The sequence below is a fragment of the Belliella buryatensis genome (assembly GCF_900188245.1).
Taxonomy (GTDB): domain Bacteria; phylum Bacteroidota; class Bacteroidia; order Cytophagales; family Cyclobacteriaceae; genus Belliella; species Belliella buryatensis.
Genome location: NZ_FZOK01000001.1, coordinates 178,497 through 196,542 on the forward strand (window position 1 = coordinate 178,497; position 18,046 = coordinate 196,542).

The 18,046-nt window shown below is 37.5% G+C and carries 18 protein-coding genes; 13 read left to right on the plus strand and 5 right to left on the minus strand.

From position 1 onward, the window contains the following. Positions 1-171: 171 nt before the first annotated feature. Positions 172-1,209: an alkane 1-monooxygenase gene (locus CHB66_RS00765; RefSeq protein WP_089236969.1), complete on the plus strand. Its 1,038-nt coding sequence runs from the start codon at positions 172-174 to the stop codon at positions 1,207-1,209. A 1-nt stretch (position 1,210) separates the two neighbouring features. Here the strand turns inward: CHB66_RS00765 and CHB66_RS00770 are convergent, their stop codons facing one another. Both CHB66_RS00770 and CHB66_RS00775 read right to left on the minus strand, forming a co-directional pair. After that, a complete protein-coding gene (locus tag CHB66_RS00770) occupies positions 1,211-1,648 on the minus strand; it encodes a MarR family winged helix-turn-helix transcriptional regulator (RefSeq protein ID WP_089236971.1) in 438 nt (145 codons plus the stop codon). Beyond that, complete coding sequence (locus CHB66_RS00775) at positions 1,648-2,142, minus strand: glutathione peroxidase (RefSeq protein WP_089236973.1); 495 nt, start codon at positions 2,140-2,142, stop codon at positions 1,648-1,650. Before CHB66_RS00775 ends, CHB66_RS00770 begins: the two co-directional genes overlap by 1 nt. Before the next feature lie 134 nt (positions 2,143-2,276). Here CHB66_RS00775 and hutG point away from each other — a divergent pair, with 134 nt between their 5' ends. The 4 genes from hutG (at position 2,277) to CHB66_RS00795 (ending at position 6,837) form a co-directional block, all read left to right on the plus strand. Beyond that, positions 2,277-3,242 carry a formimidoylglutamase gene (hutG, locus tag CHB66_RS00780; protein ID WP_089236975.1) on the plus strand — a complete coding sequence of 322 codons (966 nt, stop codon included), beginning with the start codon at positions 2,277-2,279 and terminating at the stop codon, positions 3,240-3,242. 64 nt (positions 3,243-3,306) lie between these two features. Beyond that, complete coding sequence (locus CHB66_RS00785) at positions 3,307-5,934, plus strand: valine--tRNA ligase (protein WP_089236977.1); 2,628 nt, start codon at positions 3,307-3,309, stop codon at positions 5,932-5,934. Between the two features lie 129 nt (positions 5,935-6,063). Beyond that, positions 6,064-6,627 (plus strand): DUF2975 domain-containing protein, encoded by a 564-nt coding sequence (locus tag CHB66_RS00790; protein WP_089236980.1) that lies wholly within the window; start codon positions 6,064-6,066, stop codon positions 6,625-6,627. Between the two features lie 3 nt (positions 6,628-6,630). After that, positions 6,631-6,837: a helix-turn-helix domain-containing protein gene (locus CHB66_RS00795; RefSeq protein WP_089236982.1), complete on the plus strand. Its 207-nt coding sequence runs from the start codon at positions 6,631-6,633 to the stop codon at positions 6,835-6,837. Positions 6,838-6,888: 51 nt separating this feature from the next. Here CHB66_RS00795 and CHB66_RS00800 read toward each other — a convergent pair whose 3' ends face one another. Beyond that, complete coding sequence (locus tag CHB66_RS00800) at positions 6,889-7,554, minus strand: FAD-binding oxidoreductase (protein ID WP_089237431.1); 666 nt, start codon at positions 7,552-7,554, stop codon at positions 6,889-6,891. Positions 7,555-7,709: 155 nt separating this feature from the next. Here CHB66_RS00800 and CHB66_RS00805 point away from each other — a divergent pair, with 155 nt between their 5' ends. Both CHB66_RS00805 and CHB66_RS00810 read left to right on the plus strand, forming a co-directional pair. Then, the gene (locus CHB66_RS00805) at positions 7,710-8,315 is read left to right on the plus strand and encodes a DUF2911 domain-containing protein (protein ID WP_089236984.1); all 606 of its coding nucleotides are present in this window, start codon (positions 7,710-7,712) and stop codon (positions 8,313-8,315) included. A 578-nt stretch (positions 8,316-8,893) separates the two neighbouring features. After that, a complete protein-coding gene (locus CHB66_RS00810) occupies positions 8,894-10,039 on the plus strand; it encodes a glycosyltransferase family 2 protein (protein WP_212668427.1) in 1,146 nt (381 codons plus the stop codon). Positions 10,040-10,074: 35 nt separating this feature from the next. Here CHB66_RS00810 and CHB66_RS00815 read toward each other — a convergent pair whose 3' ends face one another. After that, positions 10,075-11,127, minus strand: coding sequence for a M42 family metallopeptidase (locus tag CHB66_RS00815; RefSeq protein ID WP_089236989.1), 1,053 nt, complete (start codon positions 11,125-11,127; stop codon positions 10,075-10,077). 189 nt (positions 11,128-11,316) lie between these two features. Here CHB66_RS00815 and CHB66_RS00820 point away from each other — a divergent pair, with 189 nt between their 5' ends. The 3 genes from CHB66_RS00820 to CHB66_RS00830 are packed head-to-tail and all read left to right on the plus strand — an operon-like array spanning position 11,317 to position 13,837. Next, on the plus strand, positions 11,317-12,057 hold the full coding sequence (locus CHB66_RS00820; protein ID WP_089236992.1) for a sulfite exporter TauE/SafE family protein: 741 nt from the start codon (positions 11,317-11,319) through the stop codon (positions 12,055-12,057). Between the two features lie 17 nt (positions 12,058-12,074). Then, positions 12,075-13,487: an ATP-grasp domain-containing protein gene (locus CHB66_RS00825; protein ID WP_089236994.1), complete on the plus strand. Its 1,413-nt coding sequence runs from the start codon at positions 12,075-12,077 to the stop codon at positions 13,485-13,487. Continuing rightward, the gene (locus CHB66_RS00830; protein WP_089236996.1) at positions 13,484-13,837 is read left to right on the plus strand and encodes a response regulator; all 354 of its coding nucleotides are present in this window, start codon (positions 13,484-13,486) and stop codon (positions 13,835-13,837) included. The genes CHB66_RS00825 and CHB66_RS00830 overlap by 4 nt, the downstream gene beginning before the upstream one ends. Positions 13,838-13,867: 30 nt before the next feature. On the opposite strand, the gene CHB66_RS00835 is transcribed toward CHB66_RS00830, so the two are convergent. Beyond that, a complete protein-coding gene (locus tag CHB66_RS00835) occupies positions 13,868-15,751 on the minus strand; it encodes an amidophosphoribosyltransferase (RefSeq protein WP_089236999.1) in 1,884 nt (627 codons plus the stop codon). Between the two features lie 270 nt (positions 15,752-16,021). Here CHB66_RS00835 and CHB66_RS16850 point away from each other — a divergent pair, with 270 nt between their 5' ends. The 3 genes from CHB66_RS16850 (at position 16,022) to CHB66_RS00845 (ending at position 17,948) form a co-directional block, all read left to right on the plus strand. Continuing rightward, entirely contained in the window at positions 16,022-16,180 is a 159-nt protein-coding gene (locus tag CHB66_RS16850; protein ID WP_170932398.1) for a hypothetical protein, read from the plus strand. Between the two features lie 29 nt (positions 16,181-16,209). After that, positions 16,210-16,524, plus strand: a complete 315-nt coding sequence (locus CHB66_RS00840) for a hypothetical protein (protein ID WP_089237002.1) — start codon at positions 16,210-16,212, stop codon at positions 16,522-16,524. A 95-nt stretch (positions 16,525-16,619) separates the two neighbouring features. Further along, positions 16,620-17,948: a sigma-54-dependent transcriptional regulator gene (locus CHB66_RS00845; RefSeq protein WP_089237004.1), complete on the plus strand. Its 1,329-nt coding sequence runs from the start codon at positions 16,620-16,622 to the stop codon at positions 17,946-17,948. The last annotated feature ends 98 nt before the right edge of the window (positions 17,949-18,046 follow it).

Genomic DNA, 18,046 nt, shown 5'->3' on the forward strand with positions numbered 1-18,046 from the left:
AACGCAAGTTTCGGATCAATAAATAAAAGCGGTACACCCAATAATGTGATTAAAATCTTCCAAACAATCTTCATGAATTTTCAATTGAAATCGAAACTAACAAAAAAGGATTTTAATACTTGCTTTTAGTGATTTTATTGTGGAAATTTTAATAAAATTAGCTTGACCCCAATGAAAGACCTCAAATATTTGCTTGCTTACTCTATTCCGCTATCTGCCTATTTCGCATTGCAATGGCAAGGATGGTGGTCATGGTCTACAGTAATTTTAGCCTTTGGTATTTTTCCTGTTTTGGACGCACTTTACCCCGCTTCCACAGAAAACTACTCTGACACCGAAGAAAAAAAGCGTTTGTCAAATAGATTCTTTGATTTTTTACTTTATATCTGTGCGCCCATCTGTTTTGTATTGGTTTTCCTCTATTTTCAAACCATTACCAATACTTCACTTTCTATAAAAGAAACTGTCGGCTTGACATTTAGCATTGGTGTTGTCCTTGGATCTTTGGGTATCAATGTAGCCCATGAACTAGGACATAGGAGTAGTAAATGGGAGCAATTTCTTGCCAAAGCAGGATTACTACCGGTTTTTTATCAGCATTTCTTCATTGAACACAATCGTGGGCATCACCGCCACGTTTCCACAGATCATGATCCTGCTACAGCTAGAAAAAATGAATCTATCTATGAATTTTATTTCAGATCCGTCATTGGTCAATACCTGAATGCTTGGAAACTCGAATCTGAAAGATTAGAGAAAAAAGGGATAAAAAATCTTACATGGAATAATGAAATGATCAGGTTTTCAGTCTACCAGCTCACGTACTTAATAGGGGTTTGCTGGTATTTTGGAATTGGAATTTTACCTTATGCTTTAGGAATTGGAGTTGTTGGTTTTTTACTTCTAGAAACTATCAATTACATTGAACATTATGGTCTCCGTAGGAAAATGTTGGAAAGTGGTCGATACGAAAGGGTCATGCCAAGACATTCTTGGAATTCAGATCATGAAATGGGTCGAATTGTTCTTTTTGAATTGACTCGGCATTCTGATCATCATTTTCTTGCTTCAAGAAAATATCAAATCCTAAGACACATGGATGAAAGTCCACAGCTTCCAACGGGATATCCAGCCAGCATGTTGATGGCACTGATTCCTCCATTGTGGTTCAAAGTGATGAATCCTCGACTACAGGAATTTCAGAGCTAAATCACTCTTTTTTCAAAGCTTCAATCCAAAAATTGAGCTGACTTTTCAACTCGTCAAATTGAGTACGGTCTATTTGCTCATCAGCTACATTTGCCAATAGCGCATCTGGGATACATGATGCTTTTTCTTTCTTTTGAAGTCCTTTAGGAGTTAGGCTAATCAATACTTTTCTTTCATCCTCCTTCGATTTTCTTCGGCTGATCAGCCCCATAAGCTCCATTCTTTTCAAAAGCGGTGTGATTGTATTTGTATTGAGGATCAATTTTTCACCAATTTGATTGACTGACTGGTGATCTTGCTCCCATAGAACTAGCATCACCAAAAATTGAGGATAGGTAAGGCCAAGCTCTTCCAAATGGGGCTGATAGGCTCTAATTATCAATCTAGATAATGCATAAAATGGAAAGCAAATTTGATTTTCAAGTTTAAGCTGATCCATTATTTCTTCTTTTCCAATAGTTTTACAATATCCTTTTCTAATGCTTCAGGCTTCGTAAATGGTGAAAATCTTTTTATTGGCCTTCCATTGGCATCCAAAAGGAACTTGGTGAAGTTCCATTTCACTTTTGAACCCAAGATCCCTCCTTTTAATTTACTCTTAAGATATTTGAATATGGGATGAGCTTGATCACCATTCACATCAACTTTCGAGAACATTGGAAATGAAACTCCATAGTTGACCTGACAAAACTCAGAGATCTGATCATCTGTACCCAACTCTTGATTACCAAATTGATCACAAGGAAATCCTAAGACAACCAAGCCTTTGTCCTTGTACTTTTGGTTTAACTTCTCTAATCCTTCAAACTGAGGCGTCAACCCACATTTACTTGCAGTATTAACAACTAAGACTGTTTTCCCTTCGAACTGAGACATGTCTATCCTTTGACCCTTAATATCCTCAGCTGAGAATTCATAAAATTTATTTTCCATTTGACTTGAATTTATATCGTATACGATACAAATATACCAAAACCTAGGTATTTATATCGTGAGCGATATAAATAATTTATTTAATATTTTGATATCGGACGCCTAAATCTTTACATTAGACTAAAGCATTAAAGATGGATAACCACAAACCAACACCACAATATTTTTGGAAAGGAAGAAGTGCAGATTCACTTGAATATTGGCATCAAAAAGTACGCTGTACCGAAAGTTTATCAGCTGATACAAAGCTCCAAAAGAAAATTGCATTATTAGGCTATGCAGTTGATGAAGGAGTTAGAAGAAATCAAGGAAGAGTTGGGGCTCAGATAGGCCCTGATAGCATCAAAAGCGTCATGGGGTCGATGGCTTATCATCTGCCAGAAAGCTTAGAAATCTTAGATTATGGAAATATCTGGCTTGAAGGTTCAGATTTAGAGTCAATTCATGAACTTACCCAAAGTACCATATTAGAATTGCTTCGTTCTAAGCATTTCCCTGTGATTTTAGGTGGTGGCCATGATTTATCCTTTCCACATGGCTCGGCCATTATCGATCATGTAGCAGAAAAAGGTGAGACTTTAGGAATTTTAAATTTAGATGCGCATTTTGATTTGAGAGAAAAAGTCAATGGTCAAGGTCATTCAGGCTCACCATTTCTACAGCTTCACGAGTATGCTAAATCAAAGGCAGTGCCACTTCAATATGTTTGCCTAGGAATTCAAAAAGCTGCTAACCCTTCCCCTCTTTTTGCTACGGCTAAGAAAACTGGGACATGGTGGCTAGAAAGTGAATCCTGCAATATATTGGATTGGGACAAAACAAGAGACCTACTCAATTCCCTTTTAGATAAAGTAAACAAAGTTTATTTGAGTATTGATTTAGATGCTTTTTCTTCTGCTTATGCACCTGGGGTAAGCGCTGCATCACCAATGGGGTTTACGCCTGACTATGCTCTTAAAGTTCTAGAGTATCTCGCTCAAAGTAAAAAATTGATCAGTATGGACGTTGTAGAACTTAACCCAAGTTTTGATCAGGATCTCTGTACGGCTAAGTTAGCAGCACGATGCATAGAGTTTACACTCAGGAAAATCTGGGAATGAACGGGAGACTCAGGATTTTCTTGTATTTTTGCGCCTTGAAGTTTTAAATAAGCGCTAAATTCCTATGTCATTAGCTACAAAATACAATCCTGAAGCAGCAGAATCAAAGTGGTACGCCTACTGGATGGAAAATAAATTTTTCTCCTCCAAAGTAGATCATACAAAAGAACCCTACACCATCGTCATTCCTCCACCAAATGTCACTGGAGTCTTGCACATGGGGCACATGCTCAACAACACCATTCAGGATGTATTGATCCGAAAAGCTAGAATGGAAGGCAAAAATGCTTGCTGGGTTCCTGGAACAGACCATGCTTCCATTGCAACAGAAGCGAAAGTAGTTGCAATGCTCAAAGAAAGAGGAATCGATAAAAAATCTCTTTCTCGAGAAGAATTCCTGAAATATGCCTATGAATGGAAAGAGAAATATGGTGGAATTATCCTAGAGCAACTCAAGAAATTAGGAGCATCTTGCGACTGGGACAGAACCAAGTTTACCATGGATGCTGACTTGAGTGAAGCTGTGATCTCTGTTTTCATAGACCTTTACAACAAAGGTAAGGTATATAGAGGAATCCGAATGGTCAACTGGGATCCACAGGGAAAAACAGCCTTGTCGGATGATGAAGTGATCATGAAAGAAATACAGTCCAAGCTGTATTATATCAAATATAAAATAGAAGGAAGCGAAGATTTCTTGACCATTGCAACAACAAGGCCTGAGACGATCATGGCTGATGTGGCCATCTGTATCAATCCAAATGATCCGAGATTCTCACACCTGAAAGGTAAAAAAGCAATTATTCCTTTGATCAATAGAGCTATCCCTATTATTGAGGATGATTATGTAGATATGGAATTTGGCACAGGCTGTTTGAAAGTGACTCCTGCCCATGATATCAATGATTATGAATTGGGCATCAAACACAAGCTTGAGGTAATCGACATTTTGAGTGATAATGGCACGCTCAATGAAAAAGCACAGATTCTTGTCGGTGAAGATCGATTTATTGCAAGAAAGAAAATCGGCAAAATGCTGGATGAAATCGGTCAGTTGGACAAGATCGAAGAATACAAATCCAATGTAGGCCACTCAGAAAGAACAGATGCAGTTGTTGAGCCAAAGCTTTCCTTACAGTGGTTCTTGAAAATGGAAGACATCACCAAACCGGCATTGAGTTCAGTGATGGAAGATGTAATCCAACTTCATCCACCAAAATTCAAGAATATGTATCGCTCTTGGATGGAAAATGTAAGGGACTGGTGCATTTCTCGTCAACTTTGGTGGGGACATCAAATCCCAGCCTATTATCTTCCGAATGGCGAATTTGTAGTGGCCAAAACAAAAGAAGAGGCTGTTCAGATTGCAAATGAAAAATTTGGGACAGCGTACTCGCTGAATGACCTGACTCAAGACGAAGATGTGCTTGACACCTGGTTCTCTTCATGGCTATGGCCTATTTCAGTATTTGATTCTGAAGTATTCAAAACTGGAGAGAAAAATGAAGACTTGAAGTACTATTACCCAACCAATGATTTGGTGACAGCTCCTGAGATTTTGTTTTTCTGGGTAGCCAGAATGATCATTGCAGGATATGAATATATGGGAGAAAAACCTTTCAAAAATGTCTATCTCACAGGTATAGTAAGAGATAAGCAGGGAAGAAAAATGTCCAAGTCTCTGGGCAATTCTCCTGATCCATTGGAGTTGATCAAGCAGTTTGGTGCTGATGGTGTCCGTACAGGAATGCTCTTCTCCTCCCCTGCTGGAAACGATCTTCCTTTTGATGAAAAATTGGTTGAGCAAGGTCGTAATTTCTCCAATAAGATATGGAATGCCTATAGATTGGTGAGCGGTTGGGAAATTGATTCTAACCTTTCAGGAGAAAGCAATCAAGCAGCGATCACTTGGTTTGAAAACCGATTCAATGAAGCACTTACTGAAATAGAAGATCATTTTGAGAAATTCCGAATCTCTGATGCCTTGATGGCAACTTACAAATTGGTATGGGATGATTTCTGTTCTTGGTATTTGGAAATGATCAAACCAGCCTATCAAGCTCCAATCGATCCTGCTACACAAAAGAAGACCATCGCATACTTTGAAGATATTCTTAGAATCTTACATCCGTTTATGCCTTTCTTGACAGAAGAACTTTGGCATCAAATCAAAGAAAGGGACACATCAGAAGCATTAATAGTATCTGCATGGCCAAAAGCAAAATCATTTGATAAGCAAATCATCATAGAAGCAGCGCAGGTATTTGAAGTTGTCTCTCAGATAAGGAATATTCGTGCTTCCAAAGGGATTTCGCCAAAAGAAGCATTCTCGCTGACGATCAAAACCAAACAAGAAGATCTTTACAATAGATTTGATGCTGTTTTGAGAAAATTAGCGAATCTTGATGAGGTGACATTTGGTGATTCTATTGACAATTCAGTAAGTTTTGTAGTAAAAGCTGACGAATGTTTCATCCCAATGGAAGGACAAGTAAACGTAGAGGAAGAAAGAGAAAACATCATCAAAGACCTTGAATACACCAAAGGATTTTTGAATTCGGTGATGAAAAAACTCAGTAACGAGCGTTTTGTAGCAGGTGCACCCGAAGCTGTTATTGAGAACGAAAGAAAAAAGCAAGCTGATGCTGAAGGGAAAATAAAAGCCTTAGAAGAGGCTTTGTCCAAGTTATAATAAACTTATCTACGAATTTAACTCCATAGCAAGTTGCTATGGAGTTTTTTTTATTTATAAAAAATATATTTTTATTGTTTATCAATAATTTTTTATCGATGTTTGAAAAATCATTTAAAAATCTACACTATGAGCATCAAAAATCAATGGAAGGAAAAATGGGTGAATCAGCCAGGCTTTATGCTAATCACAGTGGTCATCTGGTCCATATTTATTGGACTTTGTATCAAAGCTGGAGCTCTTATAATGAATACAACTTATAGCTTTTTCAATCCAGTTGTTGCGAAAAATCTATATGAAGGATTAGATCTTTATGGGCTATTAAAGGAGAATTACTGGTATTATTTAGGTGCAGTATCTTTCATGATAATAATTCAAGTACTAAAAGCTGTAATTTTCCTTTTAATGATCAAAATTTTTCTTGCAATCAATTTAAAACAGCCTTTCAGCCTAACTATTTTCAATTTGATAGAAAAAATTAGCTATGTCTCCTTGCAGGTAGGTATTCTAACCATCTTTTCTTCTCATTACTTCAAGTGGCTAGCCAAAAGAGGCTTTGATCTACCTCCTGTTTCTCCGGCATATGTTAGCGGAGCATTTGAATACCTTTTCATGGCAGCCTTGATCTATGCGCTTGCTCAAGTATTCAAGCGAGGTACTGAGATACAATCTGAAAACGAATTAACTGTCTAAGCTATGCCCATAATTGTAAATTTGGATGTGATGATGGCCAAGCGAAAAATGTCTTTGAACGAACTTTCTGAAAAAGTAGATGTCACGCTTTCTAACCTCTCTATACTCAAAACAGGAAAAGCTAAGGCTGTCCGATTCAATACCTTAGAAGCGATTTGCAAAGCATTGGATTGTCAGCCAGGAGATATCTTAGAGTATGCAGAGGAATAATATAAAAGCAGATGAGAGCCATCTGCTTTTCTACTTCTATAACCAGTAGTTTTACTCTTCAAATGTAATTCCATCAGGATTGGCACCAAGTTGCTTTAGTATTTCGCTGACGGCTTCGACCATGGGTTGTGGGCCACAGACGTAAAATTCTTGAGAAAAATCATCTAAATTATCTTTAAGAAAGTTCATATTGACTCTTCCATTTGCATGCCCTTCTACTTTCTCTTGATCCAAAATAGATATGAAATCCTCACCCAAAATTTCATGAAAGTAAGATTCCATGATGACATCCTTACCCGTCTTATTGGCAAAAATCAACTTATTTCCTTCCAGATCACCTTTTGATTTGAGGTCTCTAAAAATACTGATAAAGGGTGTGATTCCTGCACCCCCTGCGATAAACACACCTTTGCCTTTGTACTGAATAGCTCCCCAGGAGTCATCTATGATCAGCTCATCCCCTTCTACCAAATCCTCAATCTGCTTGGTCACGCCATCATGATCTCTGTAGAACTTGATTACAAACTCTAAATAATCATCTTCTGGGAGTGAAGTATATGTAAAAGGCCTTTTTTCATCCTTCCAATCCTCCTTATTGATGGCTACCTCTGTAGCTTGACCAGGTTTAAAATTATAACCTTTCGGTTTCTCTGTTTTCAACATCTTGACATCGTGGGTCAAGGAAAGTATGTCTGTAATTCTTACTGTATAGCTCATAAAATTTAAATTTTGGTTCATTTATATAAGTATTACAAGCAATTATTGTTCAAAAGTCGAAACTAAGTACATGAAATCTCAAAAAGCATAAACAAGATGTTGATTTAATCGTTGTATCTTCGTTTTACATAAACCCATCTAATTATTCAATATTTATGAAAAAAATTAAATTACTTATCGCTTCCCTTGCCCTAACATTCTTTTTCATGGGTACAGAACAGTCAATGGCACAATTGCAGACTCCAGCACCAAGCCCTGCTGCATTTGTATCACAGAATGTAGGTTTTACCAAAATCAGCATTGACTACTCCTCCCCTGCTGTTAAAGGCAGAAAAATTTTCGGAGAAATTGAAAAATTCGGAACTACTTGGAGAGCTGGCGCCAATGCGACCACAATGATAGAATTCAGCACAGCTGTCAATGTAGGAGGTAGAAATCTTCGTCCAGGAAAGTATGCCATTTTCATGACTCCAACAGAATCAGGGGATTGGACCGTAAGAATCAACAGTAAGGGCAATTCAGTATTTGCATACATGAAAGATGGTAAAATTGACGAAGAAGCACTCGCTAAAGATGATCTAGTAGCTTTCAAAGCAAGTACCACTAAATTGAGTGGTCCACAAGAAAGATTGATATACACGATTTCTGCAGAAGACAACAAAGTAGCAAAAATCACCATGACTTGGGAAAATTATGCTGTTTCCTTTATGGTGGACACCCAAGTAGATCAGAAAATGGAAGGATTCAAAGGAGCTTTTTAGATAGAAATTACCTCAAACTAAAAATGCACCATAACAGCTTTTGTAATGGTGCATTTTTTTTTGAAAATTAAATTCCCCAAGATTCCCCAAAACGTAGAAAAACTCACTCAAGAAAAGACTGGTTTGTCTTACTCAAAAATTTGAAGTAATTTATTTTGAAAATAAAAAACAGCTCCTTGAAGCTAACAACCTTGATTTTTTATTTTTCAAATCCATTAACAAGGAGGTTTTAAACGAGGCATTAGAATTGTACTTGGCTGACTAAAATATAAAGCCAACTCAAAATGATAAATACATACAATAGTGCTACTCACCCAGCCAAGTATAGATCATCATTGAATACTTCTAATTTATTAAATAGTAAAAGAAGTGTCCAATTAAAACATAAAACTAAAAAAACTAGTAGAATTCAATTATTAATTCTAATACTGACTTTCACTCCTATTGCTCTTGCAATTATTTCACTTTTCTATTTTGAAGGATATTTAGATGAGCTTCATCTTGCGAGATTAAATACCGGTTGGGGCTATTGGACATTTGTTATATCCTTGACAATATTGTCAATCAAACTTATTTTTTTGAGTTGGCTTTTCTACTTGCACAAAAAATATAAAGCAATCAAGTCTGTCTCAGATAAGAAGTTACCCTCCTGTACTGTAATAGTACCAGCATATAATGAAGGTGAGATGGTTTATAAAACACTTTTAAGTCTGGCTAAAAGCAGTTATCCAATTAAAAAATTACAAATTATCTCCATTGATGATGGAAGCAAAGATGACACTTGGCGATGGATGCAAAGAGCTAAGAAAGAACTTGGAGAGCGACTGACCATCTATCAGCAACCGAAAAATATGGGCAAGAGAGAGGCACTTCATCGGGCTTTTTTGGAAGGTACTGGAGATATTTTTGTGACGGTCGATAGTGATTCGATTGTAAAAGAGCACACCTTAAGAAATCTAGTCAGTCCTTTTGTAGTCAACAAATCTTGCGGAGCAGTAGCTGGTAATGTAATGGTTTTAAACCGGGAACTTGGACTCATTCCAAAAATGCTAAATGTAAGTTTTGCTTTTAGTTTCGAATTTATTCGTTCTGCTCAGAGTATGTTGGGTTCGGTACTCTGTACGCCTGGGGCATTGGCAGCTTACAGAAAAACAGCTGTCTTAAACTGTCTTGAAGACTGGATTAATCAAGAGTTTTTAGGAAAAAAAACCAAAATTGGTGAAGATCGGGCAATGACAAATATGATTTTAAAACAAGGTTATGAAGTCGTATTTCAAAAAAATGCTGAAGTCTACACCAACCTTCCTACAGAATATGGCAATCTTACGAAAATGTTCACGCGCTGGGAAAGGAGTAATGTAAGAGAGAATATCATGCTGACTAAGTTTGCCTTCTCGCACTTTAGAAGTGGCAATAAAGCAGGGGTTAGGCTACTCTTGTTTAATCAATGGTTAAAAGTCATACTAGCTTTTCCAGCATTATCATTGTTGATTACCCTATTGATTATCCAACCTTTATTGGTACTGAGCTCACTCTTTATTGGTTTATTCTTATTTTCTTCATTGCCTGCATTATTCTTTGCGCTCAATAGAGAAAAAGAAGAAGCAGTCTGGGCTTACAGCTATGCAATCTTTTATACATTTTCCCTATTTTGGATTCCACCATATGCTATTGCAACAGCTGGTAAAAGTGGGTGGTTAACAAGAAATCTGCCTAATTCATAAAAAAAGCGGAGACGTCATTCTCCGCTTTTTTATTTTCAATGCTTCCAATCATATTGATCCATATCTTCCAAACAAGCATTGAGTAGCAATACGCTATTGGAAATATCCAGCTTATGCGCCATCTCAATGACCTGATGGAGATGTCTAGTAGGTATCGAGATAGCTCCGGCGATAGCTCCTTGCTTACCCATTCTTTGAACCCCCGCGGTATCAGTTCCACCTGCGGTAAGAATCTCAGGTTGCCATTTGATTTGATATTGATCCGCTGTTTTTTTCATAAAATCCACCATTCTGTAGTCACATATGGTCATTGCATCCATGATCTTAATGGCTGTTCCTTTGCCAAGTTCTGTCACCTTTTCGTGAGCTTGTGCTCCTGGCACATCAAATGCAATAGTCGTATCCAGTGCAATCCCGAAATCTGGATTGATTCCATGTGCGGCTACATTTGCACCTCTCAATCCTACTTCCTCTTGGACAGTAAATACAGCATATAGGTCATAAGCAGGATCTTTGATTGTACGCAATGTTTCGATAAGGATATAAACAGCCACCCTATTATCGATGGATTTGCAATTGACACAATCGCCCATCTCTATCAATTCACGATCCCTGGTGATTGGGTCGCCTATGGAGATGTATTTTTCAACCTCTTCCTTGGACATCCCTAGGTCTATAAAAAAGTCGGTAGTCTTGGGAAGCTTTGTCTTTTCCTCAGCAGACATGACATGAATAGGCTTGGAACCCATCACTCCTACCAAATCTTTCTTACCATGAATGATCACTCGCTGCGCTGTCAGTGTCTTCGGATCAAACCCACCAAGTGTATGGAACCTTACAAAACCACTATCATCTATATGTGTGACAATAAAGCCAATCTCGTCCATGTGAGCTGCAACCATAACTTTTTTAGCATCTGGATTTTTCTTTGACTTTTTGATCGCTATGACATTCCCCATATTGTCCATTTTCACCTCATCAGCCAATGGAGTAACCAATTCAACTATCAAGGATCTAATACGCTTTTCAAAGCCGGGGGCTCCAGCTATTTCACAAACTTGCTTCAGCAAGGATACATTTACTTCCATGTTACTCTTTATTTTTTTCTTCAACTTACCCAAAATGGGGAATAACTCCCCAAAATATGACTATAATAATCCAAAACTCAAGAGTCAAAAGTACTAAAACTGGTATGAATTTTTCTTAATAAATAAAAAGAACATTTTAATTCTTTGATCAAAGTCCAGCAAATTTGATCAAAACAATTTTCTAAAGACATGCAAATATTTCTTGTTTTATTGGGAGCATTTATAGTTTTCATATTAAGCACATTAACTGGAGGTGGTGCAAGTTTATTATTGATGCCATTAGTAGCTGTAGTCGTTGGGGTAAAAGCGGTCGCTCCTGTGATGGCTATCAGTATAGGATTGAGTTCGACCTCAAAAGTTGCATTATTTTGGAAACATATTGACTGGAATCTCTTCTTATGGTTATTCCCTTCAACTATAGTTGGATCTATCTTAGGCGCACGATTATTCGCAAGTCTTTCTAGTGATTATTTACAAATCTTAATAGGTCTTTTGTTGGTTTCTACAATTTTCCAGTTTAAAAAGCCGAGTAAACCCCGATTTAAGGTAAAAGCATGGCATTTCGCTCCAATGGGTTTGATCGTTGCATTTCTATCTGGGCTTATTGGAGGAGTTGGGCCATTGATGAATTCCGCCTATCTCAATTATGGTATCAGTAAAGAGTCATTGCTGGGTACACGGTCTGCAAATGCAATTCTTCTTCACATCACCAAGATAATCAGCTATGCCTATTTTGGCTATGTGACTGGTGAAGTCCTCAAATATGGTATCCTTATTGGCGTAACCTCTATGATAGCAGTGTATTTTGGTAAGCTTATCCTAGCCAAAATATCAGAATTGTTCTTCAGACAAATTGTAGTCGCTAGTATGGTTTTGAGTGGAATCCTTATGCTTTGGAAAAACTGGGACACCATAGAATCTATTATTTAAATTAAAAAAATAAGTATATGAAATTATCTATTTCAAAAAATGTCCACTTGGTAGAGCCAGGGGATTTTGAGCCCACAGATCATTGGTATCCGCGAGTTTTGAACTCAAATATCCACCCTCTGGTCTCATATTTTCTCAACCTGACACACGAGCAGTTGGCAGAAAGGTACCACAGACTCCATCCACAAAGTGATCTAGCAAGTATATTGGAAATATTACGCTATCAGCCTCAGTATTTTCGATGGGCAGGTACAGACTTGATGCATGTCACCAATCATGAGGGAAATAGAAAGCTGACTGTAATAGAGACCAACAGCTGTCCTTCTGGTCAAAAATCTATGCCACTGCTGGACCTGAATGTAGAGCAAGGTGGTTATAAAAGGCTGATTGAGCGGACATTCAAGCCAATGGTCAATGCTCATTTAATGGATGGTGCCCTTGCTGTAATTTATGATAAAAATCCGATGGAAAATATTGGATATGCAGCTACAGTTGCAGATGTTTTTGAAGAAAATGTCTTTCTGGCCAAATTTGACAAAGCGGATATCGATCCACCGGTGAAGTTTGATGACGGTACAATGTATGTCAGAAATGAAAAAGAAGAATGGGTCAAAATAAGAGCTGCCTTTAGGTATGTCACTCAGGAACCTTGGAATAGGCTACCCAAACAAACTAAAACACTTATCCTAAATCCAATCGAAGCATGTCTTTCAGGAGGAAGAAATAAGGAAATCGCAAGTGCTGCTTATGATGTCTTCAATGAACAATTTAAGGATAAAGGAATTGGAATCTTTACCCCGAAGACATTCAGGAAAGTGAAATATGCAGAATTGCAGGGTCATTTTGATAGACTTGGAGGGAGCATGGTGATCAAGGTTCCAGACTCTAATGCTGGTCAAGGTGTATACACAGTAGTGAGTCAAAAAGAACTAGACCATGCCATGTCTGAAATAAATCCAGATGACGAATATTTGATCCAAGAATTGATTCATAGTAACTTTAACAAAAACCTTGATCCCAGCAAAGCATGGTATCATGTAGGTACGATTCCAGACTCCAAAGGAAGAAGCTTTGCATTTGACCTTAGGCTGATGATGCATGCGACAGCAGAGGGGATAAGACCATTGGCTGTATACTCAAGAAGATCTAGATTTCCCCTCAATCAAGAGCTCCCAGAAGATATGAATTCTTGGGAAGTATATGGAACTAACCTTTCTATTAAAGGTGAAGATGGTTGGACTTATGCAGACGAAAGACTGATGTTATTTGACATCAGGAATTTTGGGCAGCTCGGATTGGGTATAGATGAATTGATCAAAGGATTTATACAAAGTGCTATGGCCGTCTATGCCATTGATCAAAATGCCATCAAGACCTATGGCAATAGCCCAATTAAAGATTATTTTACCACCCAAAACCAAGAATCATGAACAAGAAGATATTAATTGTAGAGGATGATGTAGTTTTCTGCAGACTATTAACAAAATTTCTATCAAGAAATAATTTTGAAGTCATGGATGCCCAAAATGGAAGAGATGCTTTTGAACTGATGGAAATGAATGAGTTCAAGTTGGCAATATTGGACTATAGGCTTCCTGACATGACTGGTTTAGAGATTTTGGAAAAACTCAAATCAAAATCTCCTGGCTCAAAAATAATTCTGATTACACGCTATGGTGATCAAGATATTGCCAATCAGGCAATAGAAAAGGGAGCTGATGCCTTCATTTCTAAACCTATCAATCCCAATGAATTACTTGAAGTCATCAATAAGTTATAAAAAAAGCAGCCATCCGGCTGCTTTTTTAAATTAATATGCTCTAATGGTTTTGCCCTCCATGTAGTTGACAAAAGCACGATTCACAACACGCATTCCTCCAGGAGTTGGGAAATCTCCAGTAAAATACCAGTCTCCTAAGTGATTTGGACAAGCTTTGTGTAAGTTGTCCACCGTTTGATAAATTACTTTAACTTCAGCCTTGATATCTTCTGAGGTGATAATTTCAGCAATTTTATCTGATATTTCTTGATCTGTAAATGGCTCGTAAAGTCCTTTAACATAGTTGATATCAAGTACTTCACCAGAATTTGCACGCTCATATACATTATTCATCAAAGACTCCATCCCTTTTTCTTTGAGTAATGCAATTGTTGCTCTGAATGCTATAAACTCTTTCATTTTAGACATATCAATTCCATAGCAATCTGGGAATCTAATCTGTGGAGCAGAGGAGACGATCACGATGCGCTTCGGCTCCAACTTATCAAGAGTGGTCAAAATACTTTTCTCCAAGGTTGTTCCCCGCACAATGCTATCATCGATCACTACAAGTGTGTCTATGCCCGACCTGACTACTTCATAGGTCGTATCGTAGACATTGGCTACCATGGCATCTCTGTCAGTGTCATTGGTAATAAAAGTCCTCAGTTTGACATCTTTGGATACCAATTTCTCAACCCGAGGTCTGAAGTTCAATAATTCTTCTAAATCCTCTAAGTGTGGTTTGCCTTCTAACAAAACCTCTCTCCTTTTGGCACTGAGATAATCTTCAAGCCCCTCAATCATTCCCAAAAAAGCTGTTTCAGCTGTATTGGGAATGTATGAAAATACTGTATTTTTCAAATCAAAATCGATCGCTTGAAGTATCTGAGGGATCAAAGCCTTACCTAGAAGCTTCCTCTCTCTGTAGATATCTGGATCTGTACCTCTAGAAAAATAGATTCTTTCAAAGGAGCAAGATTTTTTTTCCCTTGCTGGCATGATTTCATGCTCAGCAAAGCTTCCATCTTTATTGATGATTAGGGCATTACCCGGTTGAATTTCCTTGATTTGTTTGAAATCGATGTCAAATGCAGATTTAATCGCGGGCTTCTCTGAGGCTACCACCACAATCTCATCATCTGCATAATAATATGCTGGTCTAATTCCAGATGGGTCTCTGACTACGAAGCTCGATCCATTACCTATTAGACCCGCCATTGCATAGCCTCCATCAAAATCCCTACAAGACCTTCTCAAGATTCTAGCTACGTCCAATTCATCCTCAATTACTGCTGTGATTTGTTCATTGGAATACTGATGCTTGTATTTATCAAAAATTCGCTGATTTTCTTCATCCAAAAAGTGTCCGATCTTTTCCATGACAGTGACTGTATCAGTCTTTTCCTTTGGATGCTGACCAAGTTCGACTAGCTTCCCAAACAATTCCTCCACATTGGTCATATTGAAGTTACCTGCCATGACGAGGTTTCTACTTCTCCAATTATTTTGCTTTAGAAAAGGATGGCAAGTTTCTATGCTGTTCTCCCCATGTGTACCATATCTTAAATGTCCTAGCCATACTTCTCCAGTGAAGGCTATATTTTCCTTGAGCCAATCTGCATCAAAAAGTGCCTGATCACCCCCTAGTTTCTTAGCCTTTTTGAATTTCTTTTGAATCTTGTCAAAAATAAAATTGACTGCCTGAGGCTCGATAGATCTATACCTGCTAATATATCTGGTTCCTGGCTTAGTGTTGATTTTAATATTGGCTACTCCTGCCCCATCTTGTCCACGATTGATCTGCTTCTGCATCAAGACATAAAGTCTGTTGGACACATAAGCAGGAGAACCGTACTTATCGATATAATATTGAAGTGGTTTGCGGAGTCTGATAAGAGCTATTCCACATTCGTGCTTGATCTGATCACTCATTGGGTAAGAGGAAAGTTATATTTGAGGTAGCAAAGTTAGCCCTTTTTTGGAAGATATGAGAAAGAAAAGTATTTAGAGTTCCGATAGCTACTACAAAATTGGATATCGGAGGATTGATTATGAAAACCTCAACTGACATCGAGTACACAATATGGGGATTTGACACCTCTCAGATTGTGGAAAAATTCCCCATCTATTCTTTCAAACATTTCTTCATTAAGCTAAAGGTTAGATTTCAAACGTTGGCACACGATTTTCATAGTTTATGATATGAATAAGTCCACTTTGATATTGACACTTTTACTTGGCATGATGATGCTATTCACATCAAGCTATTTCTCCTTGCAGAAACATAAATACAAACAAGGGGTAGAAGTGGTGAACGAGTTCTACTCAGCTGAATTAGAAAAAAGCTTTTACTTACCATAATTCAATTTATTAACCTAAATTAAAATACCATGAAAACTCAAATAATGATTGCCGCAATGTTGTTCTATGGAGCTGCCACTATACCATTCCAAAGTGAGTCAAAAGATCTAGCTGTCATAGAAACAATAATCGACCTTCAAGAAAAAGAAAAAATAGAGGCCTCAGCACTTCCTGATCCAGTCAAAAAAAGTATCGCTGATGATGCAACTATATCAGAGCTCCCAATTTTAGAGGTTTGGAAAGTGAAAAGTGAAGAAGGGGAGAAATATTTTAAAATCAAATTCGGAAACGGAGGTGAAGGATTGACTAAAAAATATGATGCTGAAGGTGTTGAAATTAAATAAAAGCTTTCGTTTTGACCTTTTGAATCATAAATAGGTGTTTGGAAATTTCATTCACCTATTTTTACCTATATTTTTGTACAACTTTCAATCATTGCATGAAACATATTTTACTCGTAGAAGACGATCTTAGCTATTCAAGAATCATAAAGACTTTTTTGGAAAAGAACGGCTTTCACGTATTTGCTACCGACCAAATCAAAGAAGCACTTCTAATTGCTAAAAGAGAAGAAATAGATTTGATCATCACAGACTTTAGATTACCTGACGGCACTGGATTAGAGCTAATGTCTCAATATAAAGCACTCAATAGCATTACTCCAACCATTCTCATTACCAACTATGCTGATATTAGAATTGCAGTAAAAGCCATGAAAATGGGGGCTTTTGAATACATCACCAAACCTATTAACCCTGATGAACTTTTGCTAACAGTAAAAGATGCATTGAAGTCACCGAAGCCAACAGAAGACTCCTCGAATACAAATAGCATACATGCGTTAGACTATATCATTGGTAAAAGTCAAGATGCTATACAACTAGAAAATCACATTCAGCTAGTCGCACCCACTGATCTCAATGTGTTGATTTTAGGAGAAACAGGAACAGGTAAAGAATATATTTCCAGAAGAATACACCAACTCTCCTATCGATCTCAACAATCATTTGTTGCAGTGGACTGTGGAACACTATCAAAAGATCTTGCAGGTAGTGAACTTTTCGGTCATTTGAAGGGTGCTTTCACTGGAGCAAGCGAAACAAAAGCTGGACATTTCGAAGCCGCTCAGGGAGGTACAATTTTTTTGGACGAGATTGGGAATTTGGATTATGAGTCACAAATCAAACTTTTGAGGGCTCTTGAGGAAAAGAAAATCAGGAAAATCGGAAGCACTCAAGAAATTGATATTGATGTTAGAATATTAGCCGCCACTAATGAAAATCTACTTCAACAAGTACAAGAAGGTAAATTTAGAGAAGATTTATATTATCGATTAAATGAGTTCTCTATTACTGCACTCCCTTTAAAGAATAGAAAAGGAGATTTGATGCTTTTTGCAGAACAATTTTTGGCAGAAAGTTCCCAAAAACTCAATAAAGAACTCGAGGGGTTTTTGGAAGAAGTCATTAATCAATTCCTGCAATATAGTTGGCCTGGCAATCTCAGGGAGTTGCGAAATGTAATCAGAAGAGCAAGTTTGTTGGAAAATGGTTCTTTTATCTCCTTGGCTTCTCTTCCCGTAGAGATTTCTCAAAATGTATCCAATGAGCCATCTGAGCTTACAGTCAAGGAGCAGAGAGAAGTTGACGAAAAAAGTAAAATCAAAGAGACCCTTATTGCCACTCAGTATAATAAAACCAAGACAGCTGAATTACTAGGTATAGATAGAAAGACGCTATACAATAAAATGAAGAAATACAGTTTATAGAACTCTACTCACATCCATTGGAACTAGTTCATTTCGCTTTTTTTTAGCTGTTCAAAAATAGTTATCGGACAAATTAAAGCTGTTATTAGTAGGTATAA